This window comes from Flavobacterium sp. GNP011 (assembly GCF_056428925.1).
Genome location: NZ_JBWJVJ010000004.1, coordinates 79,344 through 94,556, shown reverse-complemented (window position 1 = coordinate 94,556; position 15,213 = coordinate 79,344). Strand labels below are relative to the sequence as shown.

Annotated in this window: 14 protein-coding genes and 1 pseudogene; 5 read left to right on the top strand and 10 right to left on the bottom strand. The window is 35.1% G+C overall.

Annotation, left to right across the window (positions count from 1 at the left end; translation table 11 throughout):
- Positions 1-86: 86 nt before the first annotated feature.
- The 3 genes from AC061E_RS05325 to AC061E_RS05315 are packed head-to-tail and all read right to left on the bottom strand — an operon-like array spanning position 87 to position 2,213.
- Positions 87-440 carry a carboxymuconolactone decarboxylase family protein gene (locus AC061E_RS05325; protein WP_144893068.1) on the bottom strand — a complete coding sequence of 118 codons (354 nt, stop codon included), beginning with the start codon at positions 438-440 and terminating at the stop codon, positions 87-89.
- Positions 433-1,248, bottom strand: coding sequence for a twin-arginine translocase subunit TatC (gene tatC / locus AC061E_RS05320; RefSeq protein WP_478285340.1), 816 nt, complete (start codon positions 1,246-1,248; stop codon positions 433-435). Before tatC ends, AC061E_RS05325 begins: the two co-directional genes overlap by 8 nt.
- On the bottom strand, positions 1,248-2,213 hold the full coding sequence (locus AC061E_RS05315) for a KpsF/GutQ family sugar-phosphate isomerase (protein ID WP_478285339.1): 966 nt from the start codon (positions 2,211-2,213) through the stop codon (positions 1,248-1,250). Before AC061E_RS05315 ends, tatC begins: the two co-directional genes overlap by 1 nt.
- A gap of 85 nt (positions 2,214-2,298) precedes the next feature.
- Here AC061E_RS05315 and recQ point away from each other — a divergent pair, with 85 nt between their 5' ends.
- Complete coding sequence (recQ, locus tag AC061E_RS05310; RefSeq protein WP_478285338.1) at positions 2,299-4,494, top strand: DNA helicase RecQ; 2,196 nt, start codon at positions 2,299-2,301, stop codon at positions 4,492-4,494.
- Positions 4,495-4,644: 150 nt separating this feature from the next.
- Here recQ and AC061E_RS05305 read toward each other — a convergent pair whose 3' ends face one another.
- From AC061E_RS05305 to AC061E_RS05280, 6 genes are read right to left on the bottom strand one after another with little or no spacing between them, the layout of a single operon-like run.
- Positions 4,645-5,238, bottom strand: a complete 594-nt coding sequence (locus AC061E_RS05305; RefSeq protein ID WP_478285337.1) for a TIGR04282 family arsenosugar biosynthesis glycosyltransferase — start codon at positions 5,236-5,238, stop codon at positions 4,645-4,647.
- Positions 5,239-5,291: 53 nt separating this feature from the next.
- Positions 5,292-6,263, bottom strand: a complete 972-nt coding sequence (arsM, locus tag AC061E_RS05300; RefSeq protein WP_478285336.1) for an arsenosugar biosynthesis arsenite methyltransferase ArsM — start codon at positions 6,261-6,263, stop codon at positions 5,292-5,294.
- A 7-nt stretch (positions 6,264-6,270) separates the two neighbouring features.
- Positions 6,271-6,921, bottom strand: coding sequence for an aquaporin (locus AC061E_RS05295; RefSeq protein WP_478285335.1), 651 nt, complete (start codon positions 6,919-6,921; stop codon positions 6,271-6,273).
- A 9-nt stretch (positions 6,922-6,930) separates the two neighbouring features.
- The gene (gene arsS / locus AC061E_RS05290; protein ID WP_478285334.1) at positions 6,931-7,998 is read right to left on the bottom strand and encodes an arsenosugar biosynthesis radical SAM (seleno)protein ArsS; all 1,068 of its coding nucleotides are present in this window, start codon (positions 7,996-7,998) and stop codon (positions 6,931-6,933) included.
- The gene (locus AC061E_RS05285; protein WP_478285333.1) at positions 7,995-8,330 is read right to left on the bottom strand and encodes an arsenosugar biosynthesis-associated peroxidase-like protein; all 336 of its coding nucleotides are present in this window, start codon (positions 8,328-8,330) and stop codon (positions 7,995-7,997) included. The genes arsS and AC061E_RS05285 overlap by 4 nt, the downstream gene beginning before the upstream one ends.
- A gap of 9 nt (positions 8,331-8,339) precedes the next feature.
- Positions 8,340-9,089: a DUF547 domain-containing protein gene (locus tag AC061E_RS05280; protein ID WP_478285332.1), complete on the bottom strand. Its 750-nt coding sequence runs from the start codon at positions 9,087-9,089 to the stop codon at positions 8,340-8,342.
- A gap of 62 nt (positions 9,090-9,151) precedes the next feature.
- Between AC061E_RS05280 and AC061E_RS05275 the strand changes: the two genes are divergently transcribed.
- On the top strand, positions 9,152-9,973 hold the full coding sequence (locus tag AC061E_RS05275; RefSeq protein ID WP_478285331.1) for a purine-nucleoside phosphorylase: 822 nt from the start codon (positions 9,152-9,154) through the stop codon (positions 9,971-9,973).
- Between the two features lie 2 nt (positions 9,974-9,975).
- On the opposite strand, the gene AC061E_RS05270 is transcribed toward AC061E_RS05275, so the two are convergent.
- The gene (locus AC061E_RS05270) at positions 9,976-10,215 is read right to left on the bottom strand and encodes a hypothetical protein (protein ID WP_158727956.1); all 240 of its coding nucleotides are present in this window, start codon (positions 10,213-10,215) and stop codon (positions 9,976-9,978) included.
- 192 nt (positions 10,216-10,407) lie between these two features.
- Here AC061E_RS05270 and AC061E_RS05265 point away from each other — a divergent pair, with 192 nt between their 5' ends.
- The 3 genes and pseudogenes from AC061E_RS05265 to AC061E_RS05255 all read left to right on the top strand — a co-directional run.
- Positions 10,408-11,976: an NAD(P)/FAD-dependent oxidoreductase gene (locus tag AC061E_RS05265; protein ID WP_478285330.1), complete on the top strand. Its 1,569-nt coding sequence runs from the start codon at positions 10,408-10,410 to the stop codon at positions 11,974-11,976.
- A gap of 187 nt (positions 11,977-12,163) precedes the next feature.
- Complete coding sequence (locus AC061E_RS05260; protein WP_478285329.1) at positions 12,164-14,665, top strand: pectate lyase family protein; 2,502 nt, start codon at positions 12,164-12,166, stop codon at positions 14,663-14,665.
- A gap of 135 nt (positions 14,666-14,800) precedes the next feature.
- Positions 14,801-15,195: pseudogene (locus tag AC061E_RS05255) on the top strand (FAD-dependent protein); the annotation flags it as partial.
- Positions 15,196-15,213: the final 18 nt, after the last annotated feature.

Sequence of the window (15,213 nt, the reverse complement as noted above, 5' to 3'; positions counted from 1 at the left end):
TAATTTGAAATGTGCACTTTCAAATAATTGGGTACATTGATAGTTTTTTTTATAGATATAAAAACCTTTAGGTTCTGCTAATACTTTTATTTAGCATCATTTTCTTCAAGCGCTTCCCAGAATTCATAGGCTCTTCTTAAATGAGGTACAACAATGGTACCGCCTACAAGTGTAGCAATTCCCATAGCTTCCATCATTTCCTCTTTGGTTACACCTTCTTTGTGGCTTGTTTCTAAATGGTATTTAACGCAATCATCGCAACGTAATACAGCAGATGCTACAAGACCTAGAAGTTCTTTTGTTTTAACATCTAATGCGCCTGCAGCGTAAGCATTGGTGTCAAGATTAAAAATTCTTTTTACAATTTTATTGTTATCTGCTAGTAATTTTTCGTTCATTTTTGAACGGTACTCATTGAATTCTTGAATGATATCAGCCATTTTGTTTGTTTTGATTTTTTACTACTATTTTTGATATTAAAATACTTGCTTCATAAATGATTAGCATAGGTATGGTTACTATAATTTGACTTACAACATCTGGCGGTGTTACAATTGCCGCGACAACAAGGATGATAATGACGGCGTATTTCCAGTATTTTCTCAAAAAAACGGGAGTTACAAGCCCTACTTTTGTCAGAAAATAAATAATTATTGGTAACTCAAAAAACAGGCCACAAGCTATGACACTTGTTTTTACCATGCCTATATAAGAATCTATATTAAATTGGTTGATCACCACATTACTTACTGTAAATGTAGCAAAGAAGTTAACAGACATTGGAACTATTATGTAATATCCAAAAAGGACACCCATAAAAAACAGCATAGAAGAAGAAAAAATAAATAATTTAGCATGTTTTTTTTCTGATTCATATAAGGCAGGACTGATGAATTTCCAGACTTCCCAAAGAATAAAAGGGAAAGCAAGAATGAAGCCCCCAGTGATACACGACCAAATAAGCACATTTACTTGTCCCTCCATATTTGTGTTTTGGATAATAAACGGCATTTCTTTAACACAAATCAAATCGGAATTGCCCAGCTGACTGGATAAATCACAAAAGAATCGATACGTTACAAAATCAGCTTTTGTTGGGCCAAAAATAATGACGTCAAATATATAATCACTAAGTAAAAATGCAACCGTAGCTAGTATTAATACTGCTACAGTGCTGCGTACCAATAACCATCTCAACTCTTCTAGATGGTCTAAAAACGACATTTCGTTTAGATTTTTTTTTGCCATTATACGATTCCTTCTTTTAAAATATCATGCAAATGCAATACTCCCTTGTAGACTCCTCGATCAACTACTACAAGCTGGGTAATAGCAAAATCTTCCATGGTGTTCAAGGCGTCTACTACCATAGCTTCGGATGTAGTGATTTTAGGATTTTTAGTCATGATGTCACTTGCTGTTAGTTCCGTAAAGGTATCCCTTTCGTTCAACATTCTACGTATGTCACCATCAGTAATTATTCCTATGACAATGTTATTCTCTACAACAGCTGTAACGCCCAAACGTTTTTCTGAAATTTCAAAAATCACTTTTTTTATAGAGGCATCTGCCGTTACTGCTGGTTTTAAACTGTGTTCCAGCATGTCTTTAACTCGCAGTAATAATTTTTTGCCTAGAGCACCTCCAGGATGATAAACTGCAAAATCCTCGGGTTTAAAATCTCTTAATTCCATCAAGCATACAACAAGTGCATCACCCATAACAAGTTGTGCGGTTGTACTGTTTGTTGGGGCAAGATTATTAGGGCAAGACTCGGAATCAATAGTGGTGTTTAAAACATAATCAGATCCTTTTGCTAAGAATGATGCTGTATTTCCGGTGATTGCAATCAATGTATTTCCAAAACGCTTTAATAACGGAACGAGCACTTTTATCTCAGGACTATTACCACTTTTTGAAATACAGATAATAACGTCCTCATATTGTATCATGCCTAAATCTCCATGAATAGCCTCTGATGCGTGTAAAAACAAAGAAGGTGTTCCTGTAGAATTGAATGAAGCTACCATTTTTTGTGCTATGATGGCGCTTTTTCCTATTCCAGTAACGACTAATCTCCCTTTTGAATTGTAGATTGAGTTTACAGTATTAGCGAAGTTTTCATCCAGATAATCAGTAAGTTTTGCTATTGATTGGCTTTCAGATAAAATGGTTTTTTTGGCACTAGCCAATATATTTTCTTTTGAATTCAAAACAGAATAATTAAAATTTGTAAGTGTAAAAGAAATTTGTACCTTTAGATATTGCAAATTTATACAAAATACCACGTAATAAAGAATGAATTCAAACGAAATTGACATACACAAAGAATTAAAGAAGTATTTTGGCTTTAGCCAATTTAAGGGATTGCAAGAGCAGGTGATTAAGAGCATCCTTAATCAGCAAAATACATTTGTGATAATGCCTACTGGTGGAGGAAAATCACTTTGTTATCAATTGCCAGCTTTAATTCAAGAGGGAACTGCAATTGTGGTTTCTCCTCTTATTGCATTAATGAAGAACCAAGTCGATGCTATACGAAGCCTTTCTTCAGAGAATGGTATTGCGCATGTATTGAATTCATCGTTAAATAAAACGGAGATTACTCAGGTAAAAAAAGATATTTCATCAGGCTTAACCAAGCTTTTGTATGTGGCTCCCGAGTCTTTAACAAAAGAAGAATATGTGACTTTTTTAAAAAGTGTCACCATTTCATTTGTTGCCATTGATGAAGCGCACTGCATTTCAGAATGGGGTCATGATTTTAGACCCGAGTATAGAAATCTAAAACACATCATCAAGCAATTGGGTGATGTACCTATTATAGGACTTACGGCTACGGCTACGCCAAAAGTACAAGAGGATATCTTGAAAAATTTGGATATGTCTGATGCGACAACTTTTAAAGCCTCGTTCAACAGACCAAATTTATATTACGAAGTACGTACAAAGACAAAAAATATAGAGTCGGATATCATTCGATTTATAAAACAACACAAAGGAAAATCAGGTATTATTTATTGCTTAAGCCGTAAAAAAGTAGAGGCAATTGCCGAAGTTTTGCAGGTTAATGGTATATCAGCTGTTCCTTACCATGCGGGTCTAGATGCTAAAACTAGAGCCAAACACCAAGACATGTTTTTAATGGAAGATGTTGATGTTGTGGTTGCAACCATCGCTTTTGGGATGGGAATTGATAAGCCCGATGTTCGGTTTGTGATTCACCATGACATCCCTAAATCACTTGAAAGTTATTATCAAGAAACGGGTCGTGCGGGTCGTGATGGAGGAGAAGGACACTGTCTGGCCTACTATTCTTATAAAGATGTAGAAAAACTTGAGAAATTCATGTCTGGTAAACCAGTTGCCGAACAAGAAATTGGTTTTGCATTGTTACAAGAAGTCGTGGCTTACGCCGAAACATCTATGTCTAGACGAAGGTTTTTATTGCATTATTTTGGGGAAGAGTTTGATGAAGTAACCGGCGAAGGTGCTGATATGGATGATAATGTACGTAATCCTAAAACAAAAGTTGAAGCCAAAGATCAAGTTATACAGCTCTTGCAAGTAGTTCGGGACACCAAACATTTGTATAAATCAAAAGAAGTTGTTTTTACATTAATAGGTCGTGTCAACGCCGTAATTAAAGCACATAGAACCGATACGCAATCTTTTTTTGGTTGTGGTGCAAATCACGATGAGAAATATTGGATGGCGTTGTTAAGACAGGTCTTAGTAGCAGGATTTTTATCTAAAGATATTGAGACCTACGGTATTGTAAAAGTTACAAACAACGGATTGAATTACCTTGAAAATCCACACTCTTTTATGATGTCTGAAGATCATGAATACAATGAAACGGTTGATGAAGCAATAGTAACAGCAGCCAAATCAACAGGTGTTGCCGATGAGGTTTTAATGGGGATGTTACGAGATTTACGTAAAAAAGTGGCTAAGAAAATAGGGGTTCCACCATTTGTAGTTTTCCAAGATCCATCTCTTGAGGACATGGCTTTAAAGTATCCTATAACACAAGATGAGATGATAAACATTCATGGAGTGGGTGAGGGTAAAGCTAAAAAATACGGAAAAGATTTCTTAGAATTGATAAGTCGCTATGTTGAAGACAACGACATTGTAAGACCAGAAGATTTAGTAGTTAAATCAACCGGAGTAAACTCTGTAAATAAGTTATACATTATTCAAAACATAGATAGAAAATTATCCTTAGATGATATTGCCTCTGCCAAGGGGATAAATATGGATGCTTTATTAAAAGAAATGGAGCAGATTGTGTACTCAGGGACTAAATTGAATATCAAGTATTGGATTGATGAAATGCTTGATGAGGATCAACAAGAGGAGATTCACGATTATTTTATGGAATCAGAGTCAGATAATATTGAGGCAGCTCTAAAAGAATTTGATGGGGATTATGATTTAGATGAATTGAGATTAATGCGCATCCAATTTATTAGTGAAGTAGCTAATTAATTTCATAAGATATGTCTCTGACTTATCTGTATTTATGATGTTGATATTGTTATTTTTACCTCTGTATCCATGAAAATGGGCTACAGCCTTTTTGTAATGTAATTTTAATGTTAAAGTTATTTCTATTTTAAAGAGGGTATGTAAATTGCTTTATTTCCAATGTTCGGGTAAATCTTTTTCTTCATCAATGTCAGATAATTTATTCAAAGTAGAGAAAGATAGGTTTAGATTTTGAAAATCTGATATTGTGTCCATATATACAGTATCAGTGCTCCAGGTTTTATTATTGAAGACTGTTTCATGAAATTGGTTCATTCCTAATAGATAATACCCACCATCAAATGTTGGGCCTATAACGGTTTCATTCGTTTCTAATGCTAAAAACGCTTTTTCAATAATGGCAGAGGTGAGTTCGTAACAATCACTCCCAATAATACAAACCGATTCATAACCTAAGTGAAAAATCTCTTGAAAAGCATGTGCCATACGTTTGCCTAAGTCATCACCATCTTGTACTTTTTTGTGAAACGAACCCGCATTCCATTGATCCTCCACCGTAATTGAATCCGAATAGAATACAAATTTGTCCGCTTGAACAGGAGTAACAATTTCTTGGGTGTGCACTAATAATTTTTTGTAAATCTCAAGTGCTTTTTCGTTACCAATAGTCTTGGCAAGTCGTGTTTTGACTTTTCCTAGTTCAGGATTTTTAGTAAAAAGAATGATAGCTTTTTTGTTTTGCATAAAAAGGTAATAATTAAAGCTGCAGTACTAAGAATACTGCAGCTTTATAGTGTTTAGCAACATCCGCCTCCGTTGTAGTGAAACGTTGATTCGCTTATAAAAATATCACTTCTGTTTAAATCGGCTAGTGCTTGTGCTGTTTTGTCACAGACTGCTAGCGGCTGATTTTTCATCAAGACATGTCCTTTTTTATCATCAAAATAGTCGTCTTTGCCATAAAAAATAGCTGCTTTTCCTGTAAATACACACGGTCCATCGCTAGGCATTGGATCTTTGATAGCGCAAACTTCAATACTCTCAATGAAAATTAATTCATCGGTAGCATAATTTTCAGGGTCTAAAATTCGATACGGTCTTCGGCCTCTAATTTCTATAGTTCCAAAACCTACATCTGTCAACATTTTAATATACTCCTTGATTGGGATGCTTCCGCTCAAACAAAGTGCTCTTAAATGGTCATCATTTTTAAGAGTTTCGTTCATTTCTTGTTCACAGGTTGGATCACTCATTACCAATCTTCCGTGAGGTTTGAGAACCCGATACATTTCTTCAAGTGCTTTTCTTAAATCATCAGTTTTAAAAATATTGAACAAGCAATTTTGAGCTGCAATATCAATACTTTCGTTTTCGATAGGTAGGTTTAATGCATCTCCTTTTTTTAATTCGACAAATTCACTTTTGAACCAGTGGTTTTCCTGCTCTGCAATTTTAAAATTTTGTTTGGATGCTTCCAGCATTTCATCAACAACATCAACACCAATCACGCCTCCTTTTTGACGCGAAAAATATGAGAATTGAAGCAATTCCATACCGCCACCTACGCCTACATATAATATTTTTGGATTGTTGATTAAGTCTTGAGCCGAAATGGTACTACCACAACCGTAATTCATTTCTTGCATTATTTTTGGAATTTCTAAGCCAGGAAATTTCCATATTGGTGTTGTTGTACAGCACAGTCCTATATCGGGAGTAAGTGCTGCATCTCGGTATAAATTTACTGTAGCGTCTAAATAATTTTCCATATTGTTACTATAAGTTTTTTTCTTTTAAAATGGTTTTCCATGTAATTGAGGCAAGTATAGTAGCTGTGATAGGAGCTACTATATACAGCCATTGTGAATTCAAATTGCCAGAAACAAGGGCAGGTGCCAGAGATCTAATAGGATTCATAGAGGCGCCACATATAGGTCCAGCAAACATGGCTTCGAGTAATACAACGCCTCCAATGGCAATGCCAGCAAAAGGAGAATGTTCTTTGTTTCCTAAGGCTACTGTTAAAATAACAAGCATTAAAATAAAGGTCAAAATGAACTCTAATACAAAAGATTGACCGTCAGTGCCAGATGGAATTGTCCCTCCCAATCCACTATTCTTTGGGAATAATAATTTGAGTGTTGTACTGGCTGCTAATCCGCCTAAAATCTGAGAAATTATATAAAAAGGCAATTTTTTTATTGGAAGTATTTTCAAGAAAGCGAATGCAATACTTACGGCTGGATTCATGTGTGCTCCAGATATTTGTCCGAAACCATAAATTAACCCCATTACAATTAACCCAAAAGTGATGCAAATGCCCACATGTGTAACTGTACCACTTGTCTCATGATTGATAATAATAGCACCAGTACCGCAAAACACGAGTATGTAGGTACATAAAAATTCGGAAATATTTTCTCTCATAGTTTCGTTTTAAGCAACAGCACCACCACAACTGCTACCAGAACCTGCGGTACAGCCATAACAATGATTGTTTACAATAATCGTCCTGTTTAAAAGGGCATTTGAATCAAAATTACTAATGTGCTGCGCGTCTTTGCAAGTAACTTTTAACTCTAGCATTTGGTTGAAATCGCAATCATAAATATAACCGTCCCAACCTATAGAGATGGTATTTCTACACATCACATTTTGAGCAGCCAAAGGGTTAAAAGCATCAATGAGTTTAGTCATGTAATCTTCATAGTTACCTGACGAAATCAAATAATCTAAGTATCGGCTCACAGGCAGATTAGTTATAGCAAACAGATTGTTAAACTCAATTCCAAAATCCTTTTGTAAAGCTGTTTTGTATTCTTTTTCCAATGCATTTTGGTCAGGTGGTAAAAATGCTCCTGCCGGATTGTACACTAAATTCAGTTTTAAACCTGAATCAGCTTTGCCGTAACCCACCGCATTGAGCATTTTTAAAGCTTTTATAGAGCTTTCAAAAACGCCATCACCTCTTTGTTTGTCGGTTCTATTTTTAGAATAAAACGGTAATGATGAGATAACCTCTATTTGGTGTTGTTTAAAGAATTCTGGTAAGTCGTTGTACTTTTTGTTAGCAGTAATGATAGTCAAGTTACAACGCACATACATTTGAATTCCAAGTTTGCTCACTTCTTCTATAAACCATCTAAAATTAGGATTCATTTCCGGTGCGCCACCAGTCATGTCTACTATTTTAAAGTTAGGATTGACTTTTAAAACTTCCAGAATAACTTCCATCGTTTCTTTGGTCATGATTTCTTTTCGATCTGGACCAGCGTCTACGTGACAATGTGTGCATACTTGATTGCACATTTTACCCAAATTAATTTGAAAAATTTCCAAACTTGTAGGTTGAAGTGGACTTAAGCCAATGGTATGTAACTGGGTTTTAAACGGGGTAAACACATCTGGGTTTTGTTCTAAAACGGCTATTTGATGTGCTGCCTTAGAAAGTAGGTTTTCATTTGCTTTGAGAGACTTTAATTTAACTTTTACAAATTCGCTCATAAACTAATTTTCTTGACTTTATTCATCATTTGAACTCCGTGTACTAAACTAGCTCCACCTCGAATGGCTGCTGCAACATGCACAGCCTCCATCATTTGTCCTTCGCTATACCCTTTTTCATAGGCATCAGAACTGTAAGCATCAATACAATACGGACATTGAACGGCATGCGCTACAGCAAGTGCAATCAGAGATTTTTCTCTAGCTGTTAATTCACCTTCTTTGAAGACTTCTCCGTAATAGCTAAAGAATTTTTCGCCCATTTCTTTTTGAAATTCAACGATGTTACCAAATTTTTTTAAATCGTCTGAGTTGTAATAATTTTTGTCCATTTGTATTTTTTAGTTTTTAAAGTTTTCTAGAAATAAACTCCAATCGTATTCGTTGTACTCTAATTTAGGATTTACATTTTCGGGTATGATTTTTAAATCTTGGCAAATTTTTAAAATTCCTTTTTTGTCTCCAAAATCTCCTCGAAACCAGCTCATTAAAACAGGAACTCGCAAGATGTTTTTCTCTTTATCATAACTTACGTCACCCGTTAAATAACTTTTTGTGGCAACGTCAAGTTGCTGATTGATTTTTTTTGGATCATAAAAAAAGATAGGTGGACAGCTTTTGGCACCGCAATTCAAACTAAAATGGATGCGGTAATCTAATTTGTCAACACGGAATTTTTTTTCAAGTTTTGGTGGAAAAACTTTATTCAATTTCCCCACACTGTACTTAACACTTGATCTTCTTAAAAAAACATGTTCTATATCGTCAAGGCTCAATTCGTAGCCCGCAAGTAAAAATTGTTTTGATGTGAAAAAAGCACTTCGACTCTTGTATTTTTCGGGATCTTTTTTCAAAGCGTAATTTGTAAATCCATTGTAAAGATTTATGAAGAATGCTTTTTTAAGATCGTCATTTGTAAGTTGATTAATTAAGTCTGTTTCGTTTGCATTTGCAATTAGCGAAACAAATTCTTCGGTATTGCCTTCTCCAAATTTTGCTGCTTCAATAAAGTCTTGTGATATTTTCACGTAATCTTTGGGTTGTGCCATCAGTATTTGGGTAAAACAAAGTAATATTAGTAGGTTTTTCATAGCGTGGCTTTTTGTAAATTTATTATTATTTACGAAATTTACCAACAATAGTTTTTTTTAACATGACATATTTAGCACAAATTTCACAATCAGCTGATTTTTTAATTTCTAAAGGAATTTTAAATCCAGAAGTAGGCGTAGTACTTGGAACAGGCTTAGGAAAATTTTTAGATTATTTGGTAGTAGAACAAGAAATAGATTATGCTGATATTCCGCATTTTCCGGTCTCTACTGTTGAGTTTCATAAAGGGAAGTTGCTCTTTGGATCTATTGGTTCTAAAAAAGTAATTGCTATGCAAGGCCGTTTTCATTTATACGAAGGATATACTTTGCAGCAAGTTACTTTTCCTATTAGGGTTTTACAAAAACTAGGTATCCAGTTTTTGCTGTTGAGCAATGCTGCAGGCGGAATCAATAAAGATTTCAAAAAAGGAGATTTAATTTTACTTGATGATCACATCAATCTACAAGGTGGCAGTCCGCTTTCTGGCTTGAATAGTTTTGAATACGGTGGTATTTTTCCTGATATGAGTGCCCCTTATGATGAGACGCTAAATAATATCTTACTAACCGAAGCTAGTAAAATGGAATTGTCACTAAAAAAAGGGGTGTATGCTTCAGTTTATGGGCCACAATTAGAAACTAGGGCTGAGTATCGCTATCTTGGTAGAATTGGTGCAGATATGGTAGGAATGAGTACAACGCCCGAGGTTATTGTAGCCAATCAATTAAAATTGCCATGCGCTGCCGTAAGTGTGATTACTGACGAGTGCGATCCAGATCATTTAAAACCTGTTGATATTGCCGAAATTATTGCTATTGCTGGTAAATCAGATGAAAAATTGAGTCAGTTATTCTTTGAAACCATTCACAGTATCGTATAGTTTTATTCGACATACAATTCGCCGCGATGTGGTTTTAAAGCATCACGCACTTGAATCATATGTTCATCAGTAACCACCATAAATGCTATAGCTTGCATTTCACCATGAATTTCGAATCCTGTGATTTGCAAAGGTAATTTTTCAATTGCAATGTATTCCTTGAGATGAATTTCATGGTGTTCTGCAGTTTTTGCAGCACTAGGACCACGAAAATCCCAAATTAATTTTATTTTACGCGACATGTATTCTTTATTTTGAACTTGTTTTGATGTCAAAGTTACGAAGTCTATTTCTAAAATGAATTTATTTTTTTAGTTTCTAAATCGTGGATAGTGGTAGTTCCTTGTCCTTTTGACTGTAAAAAAATGTTACTTTTGTACCCTAATATTTTGGATGCTGCTTCTATGTAACATCCAATGTTGATTTTAAAAAAAATGCCTCAAGAACTCTTACTACAAGTCACCCCAGAAATAGCTGCAAATAATGATTTGCTCAAAAAACATTTGGCAAAGCAAATTAAAGTTGCAGTTGAAGATGTGCAACATGTTTCTATTTTAAAAAGATCTATTGATGCCCGACAAAAAGCAATAAAAATTAATCTCAAAGTAGAAATTTTTACAAAAGGAGAAGTAATTGACGAAAGAAGATTCACCATGCCTGATTTTCCTAATGTAGCAAATGCTCAGGAGGTATTGGTGGTAGGAGCTGGCCCCGCAGGTCTTTTTGCAGCTTTACACCTAGTAGAATTAGGATTAAAGCCTATTGTTGTTGAAAGAGGTAAAGACGTTCGTGGACGAAGAAGAGATTTAAAAGCTATCAATGTAGATCATATAGTTCATGAAGATTCTAATTATTGTTTTGGCGAAGGTGGCGCAGGTACCTATTCTGATGGGAAATTGTATACCAGATCTAAAAAAAGAGGCGATGTTAATAGAATATTAGAATTGTTTGTTGCTTTCGGTGCTTCTCATGACATACTTATAGATGCACACCCACACATTGGCACCAATAAATTGCCTCAAATTATTCAGGATATTCGTGAAAAAATTATTGAATGTGGAGGTCAAGTTTTGTTTGAAACTAGAGTTGCTGATATTTTGGTAAAAAACAATGAAGTTCAAGGGATTTTTACGCATAAGGGAGATACTATTCTTGCTAATAAATTAATCTTAGCCACGGGACATTCCGCTCGTGATATTTTTGAACTATTAGATCGAAAAAAGATTTTTATAGAGGCTAAACCTTTTGCTTTAGGTGTTCGCGCAGAACATCCTCAAACCTTAATTGATAGTATACAATATAGTTGTGATTACAGAGGCGAACATTTACCTCCAGCGCCTTACAGCATTGTCAAGCAAGTTGCAGGCCGTGGTATGTATTCTTTTTGTATGTGTCCAGGAGGCGTAATTGCTCCTTGTGCAACCAGTCCCGGCGAGGTGGTAACAAATGGTTGGTCACCATCTAAAAGGGATCAGGCTACCGCCAATTCTGGAATTGTAATTGAGTTGCAGTTGGCCGATTTCAAACCTTTTGCGAAGTATGGAGCACTAGCTGGAATGGAATTTCAAAAAAGTATAGAACAACGTGCATGGTACCTTGCAGGAGAAAGTCAAAAAGTGCCAGCGCAACGTATGATTGATTTTACACAAAAAAGAGTATCATCAGATATCCCAAAAACATCGTATGTTCCTGGAACGACGTCTGTAGAGTTGGGTCAGGTATTTCCAAGTAATTTAACCCATATTTTGCGTGAAGGTTTCTCAGAGTTTGGTAAATCAATGCGAGGTTATTTAACTAATGAGGCTATTCTTCACGCGCCAGAGTCACGAACTTCATCACCAGTGCGCATACCAAGAGATCCTATTACTTATGAACATCTACAAATAAAAGGTTTGTACCCATGTGGCGAGGGAGCGGGATATGCGGGAGGAATTATTTCGGCTGCAATTGATGGTGAAAAATGCGCACAGATGATTGCTCAGGTTTTAAAAAACTCATATTAATTTGTCTCTGTCTGGATTATAAAGTTAATAATAGGTGTAAAGCCTACTAAATAGTAGCTTTTATTGCAGTTATTAATATAAATTTTGTTCAAGTTGAACTTATTCAACTTGTTAGTGGTAAAAGTATTTTACTTTTGAGTAATCGATTGCATAATGTATTCGATGAAAACAATTTAATACTGCCATCATGAATAAAATTTTATTTTTTCTAGTATTTATTTGCTGTACTTTACAGACAACTGCTCAATCAGTAACAATTAACCTTGCCCAAGGCTGGCAAGAATCCATATTTGTGCAGTGGGCTCCTGTTACAAATGCCAATAGTTATAATGTATATTATACAGGCGTAGGACTTTCTAATGTTAAAATTGACTCTCAATTAATTAGAAGCTACGGTAGTTATATGAGGGCCGATGTATTGGGTTTGGCACCGGGTTCGTATACAGTAAGAGTTGCTCCAGTTGTATCTGGAGTTGAAGTTACAGGAACAACAACTGCTAGCTTAATGGTAACAGCCCAAGATAGAACTGGTTTTTCATTTTCTAATTCAAGAGTTCCCGGAGGATATAAAGCTAACGGAACACTAAAAGACAATGCTGTAGTTTTGTACGTAACACAAAATACTAAAAATTCAATTTCTGTAAATGTTACTGGAGCAACAACAAATCCATGTGTTGGTTTACAAAATATTTTGAATGGTTTAAAAAAAGGTCAAGAAACTAGACCTTTTGTTATACGATTAGTAGGTAATATTACAGATCCAGCAGTTCTTGAAGGTGGTGATATTGCTATAGAAAACGCAAAAAACACTTCAAGTTTTATAACTTTTGAGGGAGTTGGAAACGATGCAGTTGCAAATGGCTGGGGTATTCGTATTAAAAATGCAACTAATATTGAAATTCGTAATTTAGGTTTTATGCTCACTAATGCAAGTGAAGGCGATAATGTTAGCCTGCAACAAAATAATGATTATGTATGGGTACATAATTGTGATTTGTTTTATGGTTCGGCAGGAGGAGACGCTGATCAAGCTAAAGGTGATGGTGCTATGGACTGTAAGAAATCTACATACATAACTTTTTCGTATAATCACTTTTGGGATTCTGGTAAATCTAATCTTTTAGGCCTTAGTGAAGGAACTACTTCAGGATTATATATTACATATCATCACAATTGGTATGATCATTCAGATTCACGTCATCCAAGAGTACGTTTTTATTCGGCGCACGTTTATAATAATTATTATGATGGAAATTCTAAATATGGAGCAGGTTCTACACTTGGGTCATCTGTATTTATGGAATCCAACTTTTTTAGAAATTGTAAATATCCAATGCTTACATCAATGCAAGGGTCTGATATTTTTGGTGGTTTAGAAGGGACATTTTCAGGTGAAGCTGGCGGAACAATAAAAGCGTTTAACAATGTTATGAGTGGACAAACTCGTTTTGTAGCCTACGACCAAGCTACTAATCCTAGAGAATTTGATGCCATTGTAGTTTCAAGTAGGAGCCAAACAATTAGCAGTACTATTACGTCAAAATCAGGTTCGAATTCTTATAATAATTTTGATACAAATACATCCATAATGTATTCATACACTGCTGATAGTCCCGAAGTGGCTAGAACAAAAACAATACAATTTGCTGGACGCGTTGCTGGCGGGGACTTTAAATGGACTTTTAATAATAGTGTAGATGACGTTGCAGATGCTGTAAATGCTCCATTAATGGCAGCTTTAAGAGCGTATTCAAGTAAACTAGTGTCGGTTCAAGGTGAGGCAAGTCCCCCAGTAACTACTAATAATCAAACTCTAATAGTATCTAGTAATGCAAATCAAACAGTAGTTTCTGGAAATGCAATAGTACCCATTGTTTTTACATGGGGCGGTTTAGCAACAGATGTAAATGTAACTAATTTACCCGTGGGGCTAACTACAGTAAAAAATACTACGGCAAAAACAGTTACAATATCAGGAGTACCTGCGGGCTCTAGAACTTTTACAGTCTCAACTATAGGTACTTCTGGAAGTTCAGTAACTATTACTAGTACTGTAAATGTGACAACTTCAACTTCACCTACAACAGGTACAATAGTCCATAATTTTACTACATCTGGTAAAACAAGCTCATTTTATACCATAACTGGAAATTTAAACTCAACGCCTGGCTTAGTTTCTTATGCGGGATTGACTTTAACAGGTAGATTAAAAATGGAATCAAGTACAGCAATTACTTTTACAACTTCCGCAGTTGCAAATGTAACATTGGTTTTTGATACTAACTTTTCAGGAACTGTTTTGGTAAACAATGTCTCAAGAACTGCTGTAGCTGGTATAGTTACGGTTTCATTGCCAGCAGGAGTTAATACTATTTCTAAAGGGTCTACAGCACAATTGTATTATATTGCTACTAGTTATGGTGCTTCATTACGATTAGCAGAAAAAACTTTATCAGATAATGCTATATCCAACACTATCATTACTTATCCTAATCCAGTAGTTGATATTTTGACTATTGAAAGTAGTCAAGACGTATTGCGTTTAGAAGTTTATGACATCAATGGAGTTCTTGTAAAAGAAGTTTCCAATAGTAAAATAATTGACATGAGTACGTGTAGTGTAGGTACGTATTTTGTTAAGATGACCACAAGTACAGGTTCAACAAATAAAATTATTATTAAAAAATGATGCAATTTGAGATCTAATAGGGGTGTTTATATAGCTATATTTAATATAATATATGCATTATGAAGAAATTAAGGAATTTTGATGGTGTAGAATTTTTAATTTTTTGAATAGTGAGTATGTTGCTTTAGTCAATAAAGTCAAAAAGTGCCAGCACAGCGCATGATTGATTTTACACAAAAAAAAGTATCATTAGATATCCCTAAAACATTGTATGAACCTGGAACTACGTATGTATAATTAGGACAGGTATTCCCAAGTAATTTGACGTACATTTTACGAGAAGACTTCGCAGAGTTTGGTAAATCAATGCGAGGCTATTTAGCCAATGAGGTATTCTTCACGCTACAGAATCTAGAACTTCATCACAAGTACGCATACCAAGAGATCCTATTACTTATGAATATCTACAAATAAAAGGTTTGTATCCTTGTGGCGAAGGAGCGGGATATGCTGGAGGAAATTATTTCGGCTGCAATTGATAGTGAAAAATGTGCCAGATGATTGCTCAAGTATTGAAAAGTAAAATTTGATTATGTATCTGGATGGAC

Bases quoted from the DNA above. Each gene is read 5' to 3' on its own strand.
- AC061E_RS05275 (WP_478285331.1), top strand. From the start codon at position 9,152: ATGACATATTTAGCACAAATTTCACAATCAGCTGATTTTTTAATTTCT.
- AC061E_RS05280 (WP_478285332.1), bottom strand. From the start codon at position 9,089: ATGAAAAACCTACTAATATTACTTTGTTTTACCCAAATACTGATGGCA.
- arsM (WP_478285336.1), bottom strand. From the start codon at position 6,263: ATGGAAAATTATTTAGACGCTACAGTAAATTTATACCGAGATGCAGCA.
- AC061E_RS05295 (WP_478285335.1), bottom strand. From the start codon at position 6,921: ATGAGAGAAAATATTTCCGAATTTTTATGTACCTACATACTCGTGTTT.
- AC061E_RS05325 (WP_144893068.1), bottom strand. From the start codon at position 440: ATGGCTGATATCATTCAAGAATTCAATGAGTACCGTTCAAAAATGAAC.
- AC061E_RS05305 (WP_478285337.1), bottom strand. From the start codon at position 5,238: ATGCAAAACAAAAAAGCTATCATTCTTTTTACTAAAAATCCTGAACTA.
- AC061E_RS05285 (WP_478285333.1), bottom strand. From the start codon at position 8,330: ATGGACAAAAATTATTACAACTCAGACGATTTAAAAAAATTTGGTAAC.
- arsS (WP_478285334.1), bottom strand. From the start codon at position 7,998: ATGAGCGAATTTGTAAAAGTTAAATTAAAGTCTCTCAAAGCAAATGAA.
- tatC (WP_478285340.1), bottom strand. From the start codon at position 1,248: ATGGCAAAAAAAAATCTAAACGAAATGTCGTTTTTAGACCATCTAGAA.
- recQ (WP_478285338.1), top strand. From the start codon at position 2,299: ATGAATTCAAACGAAATTGACATACACAAAGAATTAAAGAAGTATTTT.
- AC061E_RS05270 (WP_158727956.1), bottom strand. From the start codon at position 10,215: ATGTCGCGTAAAATAAAATTAATTTGGGATTTTCGTGGTCCTAGTGCT.
- AC061E_RS05260 (WP_478285329.1), top strand. From the start codon at position 12,164: ATGAATAAAATTTTATTTTTTCTAGTATTTATTTGCTGTACTTTACAG.
- AC061E_RS05265 (WP_478285330.1), top strand. From the start codon at position 10,408: ATGCCTCAAGAACTCTTACTACAAGTCACCCCAGAAATAGCTGCAAAT.